Genomic DNA, 17,203 nt, shown 5'->3' on the forward strand with positions numbered 1-17,203 from the left:
GACGGGACTGGCGCACAATGGTGGGATCGCACGGCTGAAGGGGAACATGCCATGAGCGCCGAGGACCTCGAAAAGTACGAGACCGAGATGGAGCTCAAGCTCTATCGGGAGTACCGCGATGTCGTCGGTCTGTTCAAGTACGTGATCGAGACTGAGCGGCGCTTCTACCTGACCAACGACTACGAGATGCAGGTGCACTCGGTCCAGGGAGAGGTGTTCTTCGAGGTGTCCATGGCGGACGCCTGGGTGTGGGACATGTATCGGCCGGCGCGGTTCGTGAAGCAGGTTCGGGTACTCACGTTCAAGGACGTGAACATCGAGGAGCTCAACAAGAGCGACCTGGAGCTCCCGGGCGGATGACGCTCACCCGCGGGGGTGAGGAAGTTATCCACAGTCGCGGGCTTGTCCACCAAGATCCAATAGCTCGCTGAGCGGGTTGCAGTGTTGGCGCCGGAGGTGGTGCCGACATGAACGCACGCAGTGCACTCGGCAGGTACGGCGAGGAGCTGGCCGCGCGGCGGCTGGTCGAGTCCGGGATGACGGTTCTCGAGCGCAACTGGCGCTGTGGCAGGACCGGAGAGATCGACATCGTCGCCATGGACGGTGACGTGCTGGTCGTGTGCGAGGTGAAGACCCGCAGGACCGGCGGCTACGAGCATCCGATGGCCGCGATCACGCCCGAGAAGGCGCAGCGTCTGCGAGGCCTCGCGGAACGCTGGATCCATGCTCACGGAGGAGCTCCACCCGGGGGCGTGCGCATCGACCTGGTCGGCATCGTCCTGCCCGGCCGGGGCGCGCCCGTGGTCGAGCACGCGCGGGGGGTGGCCTGACATGGGCTTCGCGCGTACGTGCTCGGTCGCCCTTGTGGGCGTCGAAGGGGTCGTGGTCGAGGTCCAGGCGGACCTGGAGCCGGGGGTGGCGGCGTTCACCTTGGTGGGGCTGCCGGACAAGAGTCTGTCGGAGAGCCGGGAAAGGGTGCGGGCGGCCGTCGTCAACTCGGGCGGTGAATGGCCCCAGAAGAAGCTCACCGTCGGGCTCAGCCCGGCGTCGGTGCCCAAGGCGGGCAGCGGCTTCGACCTGGCGGTGGCCTGTGCCGTCCTCGGCGCCGCCGAGCGGATCGATCCGAGGGTCCTCGCCGACATCGTGATGATCGGGGAGCTCGGCCTGGACGGACGTGTGCGACCGGTCCGGGGCATCCTGCCCGCCGTACTGGCTGCCGCGGACGCCGGATACGAGCAGGTGGTCGTCCCGGAGTGCGCCGCTGCCGAGGCCTCGCTCGTGCCGGGTGTGTCCGTCCTGGGCGTGCGCAGCCTGCGCCAGCTGATCGCCGTTCTCGCCGACGAACCCGTACCCGACGAGGCACCCGACGAGCAGGGCCGCCCGGATCCGCTGCTCGCGGGACTGCGCGTACCGGGCACGGGCGCGGCCACGGGCATGCACAGCATGGGCGCGGTCCAGTCCGACCACGGGCACGACCTCGCCGACGTGGTGGGCCAGATCTCGGCGCGCACGGCCGTGGAGGTCGCCGCGGCGGGTGGCCATCATCTGTTCCTGGAGGGGCCGCCCGGGGCCGGCAAGACGATGCTCGCGGAGCGGCTGCCGGCCATCCTGCCCCTGCTCAGCAGGCCGGAGTCGCTGGAGGTCACCGCGGTGCACTCGGTGGCGGGACTGCTTCCTCCGGGCAAGCCCTTGATCGACGTGGCCCCCTACTGCGCCCCGCATCACTCGGCGACGATGCAGGCGCTCGTCGGCGGTGGCCCGGCCATCGCACGGCCCGGCGCGGTGTCGCTCTCCCATCGTGGTGTCCTCTTCCTGGACGAGACACCGGAGTTCAGCAGCCAGGCCCTGGACGCACTGCGACAACCCCTGGAGGCCGGCCATGTCGTGATCGCGCGCAGCGCGGGCGTGGTGCGCTTCCCGGCGAAGTTCCTGATGGTGCTCGCCGCCAATCCGTGCCCCTGCGGACGCTTCTCCCAGACGGACACCATGTGCGAGTGCCCACCCTCGGCGATCCGGCGCTATCAGGCGAGGTTGTCCGGCCCGCTGCTCGACCGCGTCGACCTCCGGGTCGAGGTGGACCGCATCACACGCGCCCAACTGACCGAGCGCGGGGCGCGGGGTGAGTCCACCGCGACGGTCGCCGACCGGGTCCGCGCGGCCCGCGAGCGTGCGTCGGCCCGGCTCGCCGGCACCCCGTGGCTCACCAACAGCGAGATCCCCGGACGTGAGCTGCGCAGCCGTTGGTACGCGGCGATCGGCGCCATGGACGAGGCGGAGCGGAACCTGGAGCGCGGCGTACTGACCGCCCGTGGACTCGACCGTGTCCTGCGCGTCGCCTGGACCGTCGCCGACCTGCTCGGTCACGACAGGCCCGACGCGACGGACGTCGCCCTGGCGCTGCAACTGCGCACCGGGGTACCGCGTGGTGTGCCCATGGCCATCGGGGCACTGACGTGAGCGTGGGTGAGGATCCGGACGGCGAGATGCTCGACCGGGTGTTCCTCAGCCGGGTCCTGGAACCGGGGGATGAGGTCGCCGGGCGGTGGGTGCGGGAGTTCGGGGTGGGGGAAGTGGTGCGGCGGGTGCGGGCAGGGGCGGAGCCCCTGCCCGGGGTGAGTTACAAGCGGTGGGAGGGGTTGCGGGCCAGGGGTGCGCGGGCCGAGCCCGGCAGAGATCTTGCCGTTGCCCGGGAGGCCGGGGTGCGGTTTCTGTGTCCGGGGCACGTGGAGTGGCCCGGGCAGCTCGATGATCTGGGGGACGCCCGGCCCCTCGGGTTGTGGGTGCGGGGGCGGGCCAGTCTGCGGATGTGGGCCTTGCGGTCCGTGGCCGTCGTCGGGGCGCGTGCGTGCACCGAGTACGGCGCGCACATGGCGGCCACCCTCGCCGGCGGGCTCGCCGAGCGGGGGTGGGTGGTCGTGTCCGGGGGTGCCTACGGAGTCGACGGGGCCGCTCACAGGGGTGCTCTCGGCGCCGGCGGGGCCACCGTCGCCGTGCTCGCCTGCGGCGTCGACCGGCCCTACCCGCGCGGGCACACCCAGTTGATCAACAGGATCGCGGAACAGGGACTGGTCATCGGGGAGCTGCCACCGGGCGACCATCCGACGCCGAGCAGATTCATCGTGCGGAACAGGGTGATCGCGGCGCTGACCCGGGGCACGGTCGTCGTGGAAGCCGCCCATCGCAGCGGCTCACTGGTCACCGCACGGGCGGCCCAGCGGTTGGGCCGTCACACGATGGGGGTTCCCGGCGCGGCCACCAGCGGCCTCTCAGCGGGAGTCCATGAACTCCTGCGCGCGGACGCCGTCCTGGTGACCGACGCCGCCGAGGTGGTCGAGCTCGTCGGCGACATGGGCGACCTGGCCCCCGAGCGGCGCGGTCCCGTCCTGCCGCGCGACCTGCTGGAGCCGGCCGCCCGCCGGATCCTCGCCGCCCTGCCCGGCCGCCGCACGGCACGGGCGGACGAGATCGCACGCGGTGCGCAGACCACCGAGGACGACGCGATCGCGAGACTGTACGAACTCCGCTCACTTGGCTACGTCGAACGACACGGCGACGGCTGGAAGTTGACACGCCAGGCGATGATCTCCGTTCGCGCCGGTCGAAGCAGATGTTGACCGAGCGTGTTCGGCCGTACGGGGGAACACGGATGTCCTTGTGAATTCCCCCAGTTGGGGTGTTCGGGTGATCACGTAGAGCGATCGCCATGACCCTGCGGGGCGTCCAGCGGAACGTATCTGCGTACGGCTTGCCCTCCGTCGTTCGCGCACCGCGACACTGCAGTCACGCTACGCTCACGAGGATTCCGGCGCAGACCGGCACCTCGACACCGGAAGGTCCCCAGAACGGCACCAGCGCGACATCCGACCGACAGCTCCCCCAAAGCACCCCCCACTTCACGGCAGAACGGCACAAGGCAACGAATGCCCCAGCACACCTCCGGCTCCGACCGGGCGGCGATCCCCCCAGCCGCCCGTGACGGTGGCAGCGTGCGACCGCCCGCTCCCTCGACGCTCGACGAGCTGTGGCGGTCGTACAAGGCGACGGGGGACGAGCGATTGCGCGAGCAGCTGATCCTGCACTACTCGCCGCTCGTCAAGTACGTGGCGGGCCGGGTGAGCGTCGGTCTGCCGCCCAACGTGGAGCAGGCCGACTTCGTCTCGTCGGGGGTGTTCGGGCTGATCGACGCGATCGAGAAGTTCGACATCGACCGGGAGATCAAGTTCGAGACGTACGCGATCACGCGGATCCGGGGCGCGATGATCGACGAACTCAGGGCGTTGGACTGGATCCCGCGTTCGGTGCGGCAGAAGGCGCGCAACGTGGAGCGGGCCTACGCCACCCTGGAGGCGCGGCTGCGGCGCACGCCCACCGAAGCGGAGGTGGCCGTCGAGATGGGCATCGCGGTGGACGAACTCCACGCGGTCTTCAGCCAGTTGTCGCTGGCGAACGTGGTGGCGCTGGAGGAGTTGCTGCACGGCGGGGGCGAGGGCGGCGACGGACTGAGCGTCATGGACACGCTGGAGGACACGGCCGCGGACAATCCGGTCGAGGTGGCCGAGGACCGGGAGCTGCGGCGGTTTCTGGCGCGGGCGATCAACACGTTGCCCGAGCGGGAGAAGACCGTGGTGACGCTGTACTACTACGAGGGACTCACGCTGGCCGAGATCGGGAACGTGCTGGGCGTGACCGAGAGCCGGGTCAGTCAGATCCACACCAAGTCCGTGCTGCAGTTGCGGGCGAAGCTGGCCGGCTTCGGTCGTTGACCTGGCGGGACGTGTGTGGGGTTGGGCGGAGAGACTCCCGTCGGCACGGGCGCGTCCGTAGAGTGGTTGACGTGCCAAGGATTCGAGCGGCCTCCGTGGCCGAGCACCGGTCGATGCAGCGAGCCGCCCTGCTGGACGCGGCGCGATCCCTGTTGTCCGAGGGTGGGACGGAGGCGCTGACCTTCCCGGCTCTCGCCGAGCGGACGGGGCTCGCGCGGTCGTCCGTCTACGAGTACTTCCGGTCGCGGGCCGCCGTGGTCGAGGAGCTGTGCGAGGTCGACTTCCCGGTGTGGGCTGCGGAGGTTTCCGCGGCGATGGAGCGGGAGTCGACTGCCGAGGGCAAGGTCGAGGCGTATGTGCGCCAGCAGCTCTCGCTGGTGGGGGACCGGCGGCACCGGGCCGTCGTGGCGATCTCCGCGAGTGAGCTGGACGCCGGGGCTCGGGAGAAGATCCGGGCCGCGCACGGCGGGCTGGTCGCGATGATCGTCGAGGCCCTGGGGGAGATGGGGCACGCGGAGCCCCGGCTGGCGGCGATGTTGTTGCAGGGGGTCGTGGACGCGGCCGTGCGCAGGATTGAGCTGGGCGCGGCGGAGGAGCCTTCGGCGATTACGGAGGCGGCTGTGGCTATGGCGTTGCGGGGTGTGCGGGGCTGACGCCTGCGGGGGGCTGAGGGCTGGGGCTGGGCTCGAGTGGGTTGCGCAGCCCGGCACCAGCGGGGTGCCGCCCATCTTGGGCCGGGAGCGGCCTGGGCGGCACGAATGCCCGCGGGCTGCGAGCACCGGTTGCCACGGATGCGTGGCCCGGTTGCCACAGATGCGAGCACCGGCGGCCAGGGATGCGAGCACCGGCTGCCACAGATGCGAGCCCTGGCCGTCCTGGCCGAGCCGGCTAGGACGGCAGCGGCACCCCCAGCACCGGCAGCAACCTCGACGGGCCCCTGTGCAGCAGGCCCGGTGGCAGCAGTGACAGGGGATCCAGGTACGCCTCACCCCGCCGCAAGCCCCAGTGCACGCACGTCCCCCCGCAGTGCGACCCCGTCGTCTCCACCGTCCCCACGACCTCCCCCGCCTCCACCTCGTCCCCCTCCGCCACACTCGCCCGCACCGGCTCATACGTCGTCCGCAGCGGTGGATCCCCCGTCCCGGTCAGCTCTACCGACACGACGCCTTTCCCTGCCACCCGGCCCGCGAAGGACACCCGCCCCGCCGCCACCGCCCGTACCGGTGTCCCCGTCGGGGCCGCCAGGTCGACGCCTCGGTGGCCTCGGCCGTACGTCGTCGCCGGGGGTTCCCAGCCGCGGAGGATCGGGGGGTGTACCCCCACCGGCCACGCTCGGGCGACTGTCGGGACAGGGGGGTCGGGGCGCGGTGCGGCGGGCACGTTCGTGGCCGTGAGGGTGAGTCGTGGGGGCGGTGACAGCAGCATCGTCGCCGTCAGGAGCAGCAATAACACCAGCCGCCCGCAGAGCCTCGCCGGGGTCGCCGTCCTCGCACATCGCTTCGCTTGCATGCGAGAACCGTCCCGCACTCCCGCCGATCATGGCCGGTATCTGTGGATAACTCCCGGGTTGTGGACAGCGGCGTCACCCGGTACCTCGCCGGTCCCGTACACTTCTTCTGGCGATCCGGGTCACCGGGTCGACTTCGCACGCCCCGATACGACAACCGGAGACGGTCCGTATCAGCGCCTCTCGGTCCTTAGCGGCACGGCGCATGTGGGCGTCAGGCGCGGGAGCCGTCCGGCACCCGCGGCACAACCGAGAAATTCAAGGAGATGCGGCCATGGCCGTCGTCACGATGCGGGAGCTGCTGGAGAGCGGCGTCCACTTCGGTCACCAGACCCGTCGTTGGAACCCGAAGATGAAGCGCTTCATCTTCACGGAGCGCAACGGCATCTACATCATCGACCTGCTCCAGTCGCTGTCGTACATCGACCGCGCCTACGAGTTCGTCAAGGAGACCGTCGCCCACGGCGGCACGGTCATGTTCGTCGGCACCAAGAAGCAGGCGCAGGAGGCCATCGCCGAGCAGGCCACCCGCGTCGGCATGCCCTACGTCAACCAGCGCTGGCTGGGCGGCATGCTCACCAACTTCTCGACCGTCTACAAGCGTCTGCAGCGCCTCAAGGAGCTTGAGCAGATCGACTTCGAGGACGTCGCGGCCTCGGGTCTGACCAAGAAGGAGCTTCTCGTGCTCTCGCGCGAGAAGGCCAAGCTGGAGAAGACCCTCGGTGGTATCCGCGAGATGCAGAAGGTGCCCAGCGCCGTCTGGATCGTGGACACCAAGAAGGAGCACATCGCGGTCGGTGAGGCCCGGAAGCTCAACATTCCGGTCGTCGCCATCCTCGACACCAACTGTGACCCCGACGAGGTCGACTACAAGATCCCGGGCAACGACGACGCGATCCGCTCCGTCACCCTGCTCACCCGTGTGATCGCCGACGCCGTCGCCGAGGGACTCATCTCCCGCTCCGGCGTCGCCACCGGCGACAAGGGTGACAAGGGTGCGGGCGAGCCGCTCGCCGCGTGGGAGCGCGACCTGCTCGAGGGCGAGAAGAAGGCTGAGGAGGCCCCGGCCGCCGCCGAGGCCCCCGCGGAGGCTCCGGCTGAGGCCGCTGTCGAGGCTCCGGCTGAGGCCGCTGTCGAGGCTCCGGCTGAGGCCGCTGTCGAGGCTCCGGCTGAGGCTCCGGCCGCCGAGGGCGAGCAGGCCTGACACCGTCAGCGTCAGGGGTGACGGCGGGAGCGGTGACATGAAGTCCGCTCCCGCCGTTCACCCGTAGGTCGACGAGAGGTCAGCGGTCCCCGACTACATGGGGGCCGTAGACCCCGTAGATCTTCGATCTTCCAGACTTCGAGAAAGATTCACAGACTCATGGCGAACTACACCGCCGCTGACGTCAAGAAGCTCCGTGAGCTCACCGGCGCCGGCATGATGGACTGCAAGAAGGCGCTGGACGAGGCCGAGGGCAACGTCGAGAAGGCCGTCGAGGCGCTCCGCATCAAGGGCCAGAAGGGCGTCGCCAAGCGCGAGGGCCGCTCCGCCGAGAACGGCGCCGTGGTCTCGATCATCGCTGACGACAACTCCTCCGGTGTCCTCGTCGAGCTGAAGTGCGAGACGGACTTCGTCGCCAAGGGTGACAAGTTCCAGGCCGTCGCCACCGCGATCGCCGAGCACGTCGCGAAGACCTCCCCGGCCGACATCGAGGCTCTGCTCGCCTCCGAGATCGAGGCCGGCAAGACCGTCCAGGCGTTCGTGGACGAGGCCAACGCCAACCTGGGCGAGAAGATCGTCCTGGACCGCTTCGCGCAGTACACCGACGGCTTCGTGCTCGCGTACATGCACCGCACGATGCCCGACCTGCCCCCGCAGATCGGTGTCCTCGTCGAGCTGGACAAGCCGAACGCCGAGATCGCCAAGGGCGTCGCCCAGCACATCGCCGCCTTCGCGCCGAAGTACCTCTCCAAGGAGGACGTGCCGGCCGAGGTCGTCGAGTCCGAGCGTCGCGTCGCCGAGGAGACCACCCGCGCCGAGGGCAAGCCCGAGGCCGCCCTGCCGAAGATCGTCGAGGGTCGCCTCAACGGCTTCTTCAAGGACGCCACGCTGCTCGGTCAGCCGTACGCGCTCGACAACAAGAAGTCCGTCCAGAAGGTTCTGGACGAGGCCGGTGTCACCCTGAAGCGCTTCACGCGCATCAAGGTCGGCATCTGAGTCCGTGCCGCGATCGGCGCCTCGCACCGATAGGGTCGAGGGCAGTCGTTGGCGGACGCCGTCATCGCGTACGCGCGCGTGACGGACGACAGCAGATCTGACGAGGAGGCCATTGCCGCGCATGGGATGCGAAACACACCCCAACCGGCAGTGGCCTTCTTCGTATGTGCATCACGTAACAAAGGCGGGATCTCGATGACCACCAAGCCCCAGAAGAGCGACGACGGCAAAGTACGCGGCCGGTACATGCTGAAGCTGTCCGGAGAGGCCTTCTCCGGCGGCGGGGGCCTCGGCGTCGACCCGGACGTGGTGCACAAGATCGCCCGCGAGATCGCGGCCGTCGTGCGCGACGGCGCGCAGGTGGCGGTCGTCATCGGCGGGGGCAACTTCTTCCGCGGCGCCGAACTCCAGCAGCGCGGCATGGACCGGGCCCGCTCCGACTACATGGGCATGCTCGGCACCGTGATGAACTGCCTCGCCCTCCAGGACTTCCTGGAGAAGGAGGGGATCGACTCGCGGGTGCAGACCGCGATCACCATGGGGCAGGTCGCCGAGCCCTACATCCCGCTGCGTGCCGTACGGCATCTGGAGAAGGGCCGCGTGGTCATCTTCGGCGCCGGTATGGGCATGCCGTACTTCTCCACCGACACCACCGCCGCACAGCGCGCCCTGGAGATCGACGCCGAGGCGCTGCTGATGGGCAAGAACGGTGTCGACGGGGTCTATGACTCCGACCCCAAGACCAACCCGGACGCCGTCAAGTTCGACTCCCTCGGCTACGGCGAGGTCATCACGCGCGACCTCAAGGTCGCCGACGCCACGGCGATCACGCTGTGCCGCGACAACAAGCTCCCGATCCTCGTCTTCGAGCTTCTTACGGAGGGCAATATCGCCCGCGCCGTCAAGGGTGAGAAGATCGGCACGCTTGTGGGTGAGCAGGGCGGTCGGGGCTGACGCTCCGACAACTCCGACAACGAACCCGTCCGGGGGACGGACGGGGCGGACCCTGACCGGGGGATGGACAATGTCCTGCCGGTCGGGAACCGTGCAGGAAGAAGACGCGACGCAGCCGGCCGCCGCCCCACCGAGGAACCGCAGCCGGGCCTTACTCAAGACACGCAGGAGCAAGTGGTGATCGAAGAGACCCTCCTCGAGGCCGAGGAGAAGATGGAGAAGGCCGTCGTGGTCGCCAAGGAGGACTTCGCTGCGATTCGCACCGGCCGTGCGCACCCGGCGATGTTCAACAAGATCGTGGCCGACTACTACGGCGCGCCGACGCCGATCAACCAGCTGGCTTCGTTCTCCGTGCCGGAGCCGCGCATGGCGGTCGTGACCCCGTTCGACAAGAGCGCGCTGCGCAACATCGAGCAGGCGATCCGCGACTCCGACCTCGGCGTCAACCCGAGCAACGACGGCAACATCATCCGGGTGGTGTTCCCCGAACTCACCGAGGAGCGCCGCCGCGACTACATCAAGGTCGCCAAGGGCAAGGGCGAGGACGCCAAGGTGTCCATCCGCTCCGTGCGCCGCAAGGCCAAGGAGGCCATCGACAAGGCGATCAAGGACGGCGACATCGGCGAGGACGAGGGCCGCCGCGCGGAGAAGGATCTCGAAGACACCACGCACAAGTACGTCGCTCAGGTGGACGAGCTCCTCAAGCACAAGGAAGCCGAGCTGCTCGAGGTCTGATGAACGACTCTTCCTGGGGGGCGCCGCCACAAGCCGGCCAGGCCGGACAGGCCGGGGCGCAGGCTGGGCATGCCGGGTACTGGGGGGCCACCGCGCGTGGACCTGTCCAGGGGGCTGCCCCGGCGGGTCCCGCGTACGATGCGCCTGAGGCGCAGCACACTCGCCCCATGCCCATCGTGCCCGACGTACCCGCGTATGGCGGAGACCAGGATGACGACCGGGGGGCCGCTCGGCTGAGCGGCCCCTTGTTCCACACCCGACCGCCGCAGGCGCGGCCTCATGACACGCCGCAGGCGCGGCCCTTCGAGGCGGCGTCGCAGAATCCGGAGCCCATGCCCGACGCCCCGCCGCCGGCGCCCCAGCCGCAGAAGAAGAGCGCGGGGCGCGACCTGGGTGCGGCCATAGGGGTCGGTGTCGGTCTTGGCGTGGTGATCGTCGCGTCGCTGTTCGTCGTCAAGGCCGTGTTCGTGGGTGTCGTCGCGGTCGCCGTCGTCGTGGGCCTGTGGGAGCTGACCAAGCGGCTCGACGAGCGCAAGGGCATCAAGGCGCCGCTCGTCCCGCTCGCGCTGGGCGGCGCGGCCATGGTGGTCGCCGGGTACGTCCGGGGTGCCGAGGGTGCCTGGGTGGCGATGGCGCTGACCGCGCTGGCCGTGCTGGTCTGGCGGTTCACGGAGCCGCCGGAGGGCTACCTCAGGGATGTCACCGCGGGCGTCTTCGCGGCGTTCTACGTGCCGTTCCTGGCGACGTTCGTCGCGATGATGCTGACGGCCGACGACGGCCCGTGGCGCGTCCTGACGTTCCTGCTCCTGACGGTCGTCAGCGACACCGGCGCGTACGCGGTCGGCTGGCGCTTCGGCAAGCACAAGCTCGCTCCGCGCATCAGCCCCGGCAAGACCCGCGAGGGCCTGCTCGGCGCGGTGAGCTTCGCGATGGTGGCGGGCGCGCTGTGCATGGAGTTCCTGATCGACGACGGCACGTGGTGGCAGGGCCTGCTCCTGGGCCTCGCGGTCGCTGCCAGCGCCACGCTGGGCGACCTCGGCGAGTCGATGATCAAGCGGGACCTCGGCATCAAGGACATGGGCACGCTGCTGCCGGGGCACGGCGGGATCATGGACCGGCTGGACTCGCTGCTGCCCACGGCGCCGGTGGTGTGGCTGTTGCTGGTGCTGTTCGTGGGGTCCGGCTGACGGTCACCTCCGGCCGACCGTATGCGTACGGCTGACGGTTCAGTGGCATCCGAGGAGCCCCGAGGAGCCCCCGCTCTCGCCGAGCGGGGGCTCCTCGCCGTCTCGGCACATGGCGCGATGGTGTCCCGGAGCCTGCGGTGGGACCATTCCCCTGTACGCCCGTAATGGGGCCTCTCTAAGGGGGTCGTCATGACCGCCATCCGAGAAATCATCGACGTCGACCGGACCCCGGCCGATGTCTACGCGTACATCACCGACCCCTCTCACCTGCCGGAATGGCAGTTGAGTGCCGTCTCGGCCGAGTCGCTCGACGAGGGTCCGATCCACACCGGTTCCCGGGTCCGGGTCACCCGGCGCATCGGCAGCCGTGAGATGCCGATGACGGTGCGGTTCGACGCGCTCGACCCTCCGTACAGCTGGGACCTGCACGGGATCGACGGCCCCGTCAGGGCCCGCACGCACGGTCGGATCGAGCCGCTCGACGACGGGCGGCGCTCCCGTGTGACGATCGACATCGACTTCGAGGGGCACGGCCTCGGCAAGGTCCTGGTCCCCCTCGTCGTCCGCCCCCAGGTCCGCAAGGAACTGCCGCGCGACGAGCAACTCCTCAAGAACCGGCTGGAAGGCACGTCGGCCTAGACCTTGCAGTCCGCGTTGCAGTCCTCGATGGCCTGGTTGACGCTCGCTGACGGCCCTGCTGGCAGCCTGCGTTCCTCGGCCCCGGACCATCGGAGTTGATCTGCGACACTGGTTGAGCCATGCCTAAGCCCGGAGAACTCACATTCGTCGCCCCCCGCGGAGCCAAGAAGCCGCCGCGGCATCTTGCCGATCTCACGCCCGGTGAGCGTAAGGACGCTGTCGCTGCGATCGGGGAGAAACCCTTTCGTGCCAAGCAGCTCTCGCAGCACTACTTCGCTCGGTACGCGCACGACCCGGAGCAGTGGACCGACATCCCTGCCGGGTCGCGGGACAAGCTGCGCGAGGAGCTGTTTCCGGAGCTCATGACCGTCGTGCGGCATCTGTCGACGGACCAGGGCGACACGCGTAAGACGCTGTGGCGGCTGTTCGACGGGACGCTCGTCGAGTCGGTGCTGATGCGGTACCCGGACCGGGTGACCATGTGCATCAGCTCGCAGGCCGGGTGCGGAATGAACTGTCCCTTCTGCGCCACGGGACAGGCGGGGCTCGATCGCAATCTGTCCACCGCCGAGATCGTGCACCAGATCGTGGACGGGATGCGGGCGCTCCGGGACGGGGACGTGCCGGGAGGACCTGCTCGGCTGTCCAACATCGTCTTCATGGGGATGGGGGAGCCGCTCGCCAACTACAACCGGGTTGTGGGGTCGATCAGGCGGCTCACCGATCCCGAGCCCGACGGGCTGGGGCTGTCGCAGCGCGGGATCACCGTCTCGACCGTCGGGCTCGTCCCGGCCATCCACCGGTTCGCCGACGAGGGCTTCAAGTGCCGGCTCGCGATCTCCCTGCACGCGCCCGACGACGAGCTGCGCGACACCCTCGTGCCCGTGAACACGCGGTGGAAGGTGCGCGAGGTGCTGGATGCCGGCTTCGAGTACGTCGAGAAGAGCGGCCGTCGACTGTCCATCGAGTACGCCCTCATCCGGGACATCAACGACCAGGCCTGGCGTGGTGACCGGCTCGGGCGGCTGCTCAAGGGCAAGCCGGTGCATGTCAACCTGATTCCGCTGAATCCGACTCCGGGCTCGAAGTGGACCGCTTCCCGCCCCGAGGACGAGAAGGCGTTCGTCGAGGCCATCGCCGCCCATGGTGTGCCGGTGACCATTCGGGACACCCGTGGTCAGGAGATCGACGGGGCCTGCGGTCAGCTCGCGGCCACCGAGCGGTAATCTGAGCGCGTACACCCGTACGTACATCTTCATATTCCGACAGGGGAGCGCCACAGCGCTGAGAGTGCGGCAACCGGGCCGCAGACCCTCTGAACCTTGCCCAGGTCATTCTGGGTAGGAAGTTCGGTCATCACTCAAGCTGTTGCGCCCTGCCCGGGAGCCGATGAGAGGGCTCCCGGGCAGGGCCGCGTCTCTTCCTGGTCAACCCCAGGAGGAATCAAGTGAGCATCACCAAGAAGGCCACGGTCTTCGCCGTCGGGCTCGGACTCGTCACGCTGTCCGCGTGCGGGTCGTCCGACTCGGGGAGCGACAACCCCGAATCCAAGAGCAACACGGTGACCCTCGTCAGCCACAACTCGTGGGCCGTCTCGAAGGGCGTCCTCGCCGCGTTCGAGAAGCAGTCCGGCTACAAGGTCAAGGTCCTGGAGGACGGCGACGCCGGGCAGGCCGTCAACAAGGCGATCCTGACCAAGGACAACCCCCAGGGTGACGTCTTCTTCGGCGTCGACAACACCCTGCTCTCGCGCGCGCTCGACAACGATCTGTTCCAGTCGTACGAGGCCAAGGGCTCCGACCTGATCCTGCCCGAGTTCCGGGTGGACGAGGACAAGCACCGGGTCACTCCCGTCGACACCGGCGACATCTGCGTCAACTACGACAAGGCGTACTTCAGCGAGCACAAGCTGGCCCCGCCGACGACGTACGACGATCTGATCAAGCCCGCGTACAAGGACCTCCTCGTCACCGAGAACGCCTCCACCTCTTCGCCGGGACTGGGATTCCTCCTGGGGACCGCCGCGAAGTACGGCGACGACGGCTGGCAGGACTACTGGAAGAAGCTCAAGGCCAACGGCGTGAAGGTCGTCGACGGCTGGGAGCAGGCCTACAACGAGGAGTTCTCCGGTTCCGCCGGCGGCAAGAAGGCCAAGGCCGACCGCCCGCTCGTCGTGTCGTACGCCTCCTCGCCGCCCGCCGAGGTGATCTACGCCGATCCGAAGCCGACCAGCGCCCCGACGGGCGTCGCGGCCGGCACCTGCTTCCGGCAGGTCGAGTACGCGGGCCTGCTGAACAACGCCAAGAACACCGAGGGCGGCAAGGCGCTGCTCGACTTCCTGCTCACCAAGACGTTCCAGGACGACATGCCGCTGAACATGTTCGTCTACCCGGTGCGGGAGGCCGCCCAGGTCCCGCCGGAGTTCGTGAAGTACGGCCCGCGGGCCGAGAACCCCGAGACCCTGGACCCGGCGAAGATCGCCGACAACCGTGACGACTGGGTCAAGTCGTGGACCTCGCTCGTACTGAAGTAGCCCCGCCAAGGAGCCGTAAGGGGAACGCGGTGCGGCTCGGCCTCATCGCCGTGCCCGTCGCGTTCTTCGCGGTCTTCTTCGCCTACCCCGTCGCCGCGATCGTCGCGCGCGGACTCAAAGTCGACGGGGTGTGGCAGTTCGGGCGCCTGTGGGACGTGCTCGGGGGGTCCGACATCCGGCACGTCCTGTGGTTCACCACCTGGCAGGCGTTCGCCTCCACCGCGCTGACCCTGCTGATCGCACTGCCGGGCGCCTATGTCTTCGCCCGCTTCGACTTCCCCGGCAAGCAGGTCCTGCGGGCCGTCGTGACCGTCCCCTTCGTGCTGCCCACGGTCGTCGTCGGTACGGCGTTCCTCGCGCTCGTCGGCCGCGGCGGACTCCTCGACGAGCTGTGGGGCGTACGGCTCGACACCACCGTGTGGGCCATCCTGCTGGCGCACGTCTTCTTCAACTACGCCGTCGTCGTCCGCACGGTGGGAGGGCTCTGGGCGCAGCTCGACCCGCGGCAGGAGGAGGCCGCGCGGATGCTCGGGGCGTCGCCGCTGAAGGCCTGGCGGCAGGTCACGCTCCCGGCCCTCGGGCCCGCCGTGGCCGCCGCCGCGCTCATGGTCTTCCTGTTCACCTTCACCTCCTTCGGCGTGGTGCAGATCCTCGGCGGCCCGACCTTCTCCACCCTCGAAGTGGAGATCTACCGGCAGACCTCCGAGATCTTCGACCTGTCCACCGCCGCCGTGCTCACCATCGTCCAGCTCGTGGCGGTGGGCGCGATCCTCGCCGTGCACGCCTGGACGGTACGGCGGCGGGAGAGCGCCCTGCGTCTGGTGGACGCGTCGGTGACGGCGCGGCGGCCGCACGGGGCGGGGCAGTGGGCGCTGCTGGCCGGTGTCCTGGCCGTCATCGTCGTACTCCTGCTGCTGCCGCTGGGCGTGCTGGTGCAGCGGTCCCTTGACGCGCCCGACTTCGGCTACTACCGGGCGCTGACCAGCGCCGACGGCGGGGTCTTCCTCGTCGCGCCGATCGAGGCGATCGGCAATTCGCTGCAGTACGCCGTCGTCGCCACCCTCATCGCCGTGCTGATCGGGGGACTGGCGGCGGCGGCGCTGACCCGGCGGGACGCGGGCCGGTTCGTCCGGGGCTTCGACGCGCTGCTGATGCTGCCGCTCGGGGTGTCGGCGGTGACGGTCGGGTTCGGGTTCCTGATCGCCCTCGACGAGCCGCCGCTGGATCTGAGGAGTACCTGGATCCTCGTGCCCCTCGCCCAGGCGCTGGTCGGCGTCCCCTTCGTCGTACGGACCATGCTGCCCGTGCTGCGGGCGGTGGACCAGCGGCTGCGCGAGGCGGCGTCGGTGCTCGGGGCCTCGCCCTGGCGGGTCTGGCGCGAGGTCGATCTGCCGATGGTGCGCCGGGCGCTGCTGATCGCGGCCGGGTTCGCCTTCGCGGTGTCGCTGGGGGAGTTCGGCGCGACCGTGTTCATCGCGCGGCCCGACAACCCCACGCTGCCCGTCGCCGTCGCGCGGCTGCTGGGGCGGGCCGGCGAGCTCAACTACGGCCAGGCGATGGCCCTTTCGACGGTACTGATGGTGGTGTGCGCGGTGGCGCTGCTGGTGCTGGAGCGGCTGCGGACCGACCGGAGCGGGGAGTTCTAGATGCTGCTGAGCCTGGAAAGCGCGACCGTCCGCTTCGGCGGCCGGGCCGTGCTCGACGCCGTCGATCTCGATGTCACCGAGCACGAGATCGTGTGCGTGCTCGGGCCGAGCGGCAGCGGCAAGTCGACGCTGCTGCGGGCGGTGGCGGGGCTGCAACCCCTCGACGCCGGACGGGTGTCGCTCGACGGGCGGGACCAGGCGGGGGTGCCCGCGCACAAGCGGGGCGTCGGGCTGATGTTCCAGGACCATCAGCTGTTCCCGCAGCGGGACGTGGGCGGCAACGTGGCCTTCGGGGCGCGGATGCACGGCGCGTCGAAGGGCGAACAGGCCGAGCGGGTACGGGAGTTGCTCGACCTGGTCGGTCTGCCGGGGGCGGCCGGGCGCGCCGTCGCCTCCCTCTCCGGCGGTGAGCAGCAGAGGGTCGCGCTGGCCCGCGCGCTCGCGCCCCGGCCGCGGCTGCTGATGCTGGACGAGCCGCTGGGGCAGCTCGACCGCTCGCTGCGGGAGCGGCTCGTCGTCGAACTCCGTGAGCTGTTCGGACGGTTGGGCACCACCGTGCTGGCCGTGACGCACGACCAGGGCGAGGCCTTCGCGCTCGCCGACCGGGTCGTGGTGATGCGGGACGGGCGGATCGCCCAGAGCGGCACGCCGCTGGACGTGTGGCAGCGGCCTGTGGACGAGTTCGTGGCGCGCTTCCTCGGGTTCGACAACGTGGTCGAGGGCACCGTCGCCGGGGCGGCCGCCGACACACCCTGGGGCAAGCTGCCCGTGGACGAGGACTGCGCGCAGGGCACGCGCACGCTGCTCGTACGGCCGGCCGGGGTCCGCCTCGTCGCCCCCGACGCGGGCCTGCGCTGCACGGTCGCCGCGCGGACCTTCAAGGGCACCCATGTCGCCGTGCACCTCCAGCCGCAGGAGGCGCCGCGCCTGGAGGCGGCCTGCGCGCTGCGGGATGCGCCCGAGGTCGGGGACACCGTGGGCGTCGAGTTCGACGCGGCCGAAATTGTCGTGCTCGGCTGATCACGGCGCACATAGGGTG

17 protein-coding genes and 1 riboswitch are annotated in these 17,203 nt (G+C 69.8%); of the genes, 16 read left to right on the forward strand and 1 reads right to left on the reverse strand.

The genetic code is table 11. From position 1 onward, the window contains the following. Window positions 1–51 precede the first annotated feature (51 nt). The 6 genes from OG254_RS34540 to OG254_RS34565 all read left to right on the forward strand — a co-directional run bounded on the left by OG254_RS34540 (window position 52) and on the right by OG254_RS34565 (window position 5,416). On the forward strand, window positions 52–360 hold the full coding sequence (locus tag OG254_RS34540) for a DUF2469 domain-containing protein (RefSeq protein WP_003965949.1): 309 nt from the start codon (window positions 52–54) through the stop codon (window positions 358–360). A 107-nt stretch (window positions 361–467) separates the two neighbouring features. Further along, window positions 468–830: a YraN family protein gene (locus OG254_RS34545; protein ID WP_405589643.1), complete on the forward strand. Its 363-nt coding sequence runs from the start codon at window positions 468–470 to the stop codon at window positions 828–830. A 1-nt stretch (window position 831) separates the two neighbouring features. Next, window positions 832–2,457, forward strand: a complete 1,626-nt coding sequence (locus OG254_RS34550) for a YifB family Mg chelatase-like AAA ATPase (protein ID WP_405589646.1) — start codon at window positions 832–834, stop codon at window positions 2,455–2,457. A gap of 26 nt (window positions 2,458–2,483) precedes the next feature. Continuing rightward, window positions 2,484–3,614 (forward strand): DNA-processing protein DprA, encoded by a 1,131-nt coding sequence (gene dprA / locus OG254_RS34555; RefSeq protein WP_405595363.1) that lies wholly within the window; start codon window positions 2,484–2,486, stop codon window positions 3,612–3,614. Window positions 3,615–3,920: 306 nt separating this feature from the next. Continuing rightward, window positions 3,921–4,763, forward strand: coding sequence for an RNA polymerase sigma factor WhiG (whiG, locus tag OG254_RS34560; protein ID WP_147994030.1), 843 nt, complete (start codon window positions 3,921–3,923; stop codon window positions 4,761–4,763). 95 nt (window positions 4,764–4,858) lie between these two features. Beyond that, on the forward strand, window positions 4,859–5,416 hold the full coding sequence (locus OG254_RS34565) for a TetR/AcrR family transcriptional regulator (protein ID WP_405595365.1): 558 nt from the start codon (window positions 4,859–4,861) through the stop codon (window positions 5,414–5,416). Window positions 5,417–5,651: 235 nt separating this feature from the next. On the opposite strand, the gene OG254_RS34570 is transcribed toward OG254_RS34565, so the two are convergent. Then, the gene (locus OG254_RS34570) at window positions 5,652–6,272 is read right to left on the reverse strand and encodes a M23 family metallopeptidase (RefSeq protein ID WP_405589649.1); all 621 of its coding nucleotides are present in this window, start codon (window positions 6,270–6,272) and stop codon (window positions 5,652–5,654) included. A 272-nt stretch (window positions 6,273–6,544) separates the two neighbouring features. Here OG254_RS34570 and rpsB point away from each other — a divergent pair, with 272 nt between their 5' ends. From rpsB to OG254_RS34620, 10 genes are all read left to right on the forward strand, one after another. Then, window positions 6,545–7,474, forward strand: a complete 930-nt coding sequence (gene rpsB, locus OG254_RS34575; protein WP_405589652.1) for a 30S ribosomal protein S2 — start codon at window positions 6,545–6,547, stop codon at window positions 7,472–7,474. Between the two features lie 159 nt (window positions 7,475–7,633). Continuing rightward, entirely contained in the window at window positions 7,634–8,470 is an 837-nt protein-coding gene (gene tsf / locus OG254_RS34580) for a translation elongation factor Ts (RefSeq protein ID WP_147994033.1), read from the forward strand. A 195-nt stretch (window positions 8,471–8,665) separates the two neighbouring features. Continuing rightward, entirely contained in the window at window positions 8,666–9,424 is a 759-nt protein-coding gene (gene pyrH, locus OG254_RS34585; RefSeq protein WP_351188424.1) for a UMP kinase, read from the forward strand. A 177-nt stretch (window positions 9,425–9,601) separates the two neighbouring features. Next, the gene (gene frr / locus OG254_RS34590) at window positions 9,602–10,159 is read left to right on the forward strand and encodes a ribosome recycling factor (protein ID WP_405589656.1); all 558 of its coding nucleotides are present in this window, start codon (window positions 9,602–9,604) and stop codon (window positions 10,157–10,159) included. After that, window positions 10,159–11,346 carry a phosphatidate cytidylyltransferase gene (locus OG254_RS34595; protein ID WP_405589659.1) on the forward strand — a complete coding sequence of 396 codons (1,188 nt, stop codon included), beginning with the start codon at window positions 10,159–10,161 and terminating at the stop codon, window positions 11,344–11,346. The genes frr and OG254_RS34595 overlap by 1 nt, the downstream gene beginning before the upstream one ends. A gap of 189 nt (window positions 11,347–11,535) precedes the next feature. Next, window positions 11,536–11,985, forward strand: coding sequence for an SRPBCC family protein (locus tag OG254_RS34600; RefSeq protein ID WP_405589662.1), 450 nt, complete (start codon window positions 11,536–11,538; stop codon window positions 11,983–11,985). A 119-nt stretch (window positions 11,986–12,104) separates the two neighbouring features. After that, window positions 12,105–13,211, forward strand: a complete 1,107-nt coding sequence (gene rlmN / locus OG254_RS34605; protein ID WP_147994038.1) for a 23S rRNA (adenine(2503)-C(2))-methyltransferase RlmN — start codon at window positions 12,105–12,107, stop codon at window positions 13,209–13,211. 31 nt (window positions 13,212–13,242) lie between these two features. After that, window positions 13,243–13,350: riboswitch (TPP riboswitch) on the forward strand. Window positions 13,351–13,432: 82 nt separating this feature from the next. Beyond that, window positions 13,433–14,518 carry a thiamine ABC transporter substrate binding subunit gene (locus OG254_RS34610; protein WP_405589665.1) on the forward strand — a complete coding sequence of 362 codons (1,086 nt, stop codon included), beginning with the start codon at window positions 13,433–13,435 and terminating at the stop codon, window positions 14,516–14,518. Then, on the forward strand, window positions 14,494–16,164 hold the full coding sequence (locus tag OG254_RS34615) for an ABC transporter permease (RefSeq protein WP_405589667.1): 1,671 nt from the start codon (window positions 14,494–14,496) through the stop codon (window positions 16,162–16,164). Before OG254_RS34610 ends, OG254_RS34615 begins: the two co-directional genes overlap by 25 nt. Then, complete coding sequence (locus tag OG254_RS34620) at window positions 16,165–17,184, forward strand: ABC transporter ATP-binding protein (RefSeq protein ID WP_405589670.1); 1,020 nt, start codon at window positions 16,165–16,167, stop codon at window positions 17,182–17,184. Window positions 17,185–17,203 lie beyond the last annotated feature (19 nt).

Source organism: Streptomyces sp. NBC_01092 (assembly GCF_045039535.1).
Taxonomy (GTDB): Bacteria; Actinomycetota; Actinomycetes; order Streptomycetales; family Streptomycetaceae; genus Streptomyces.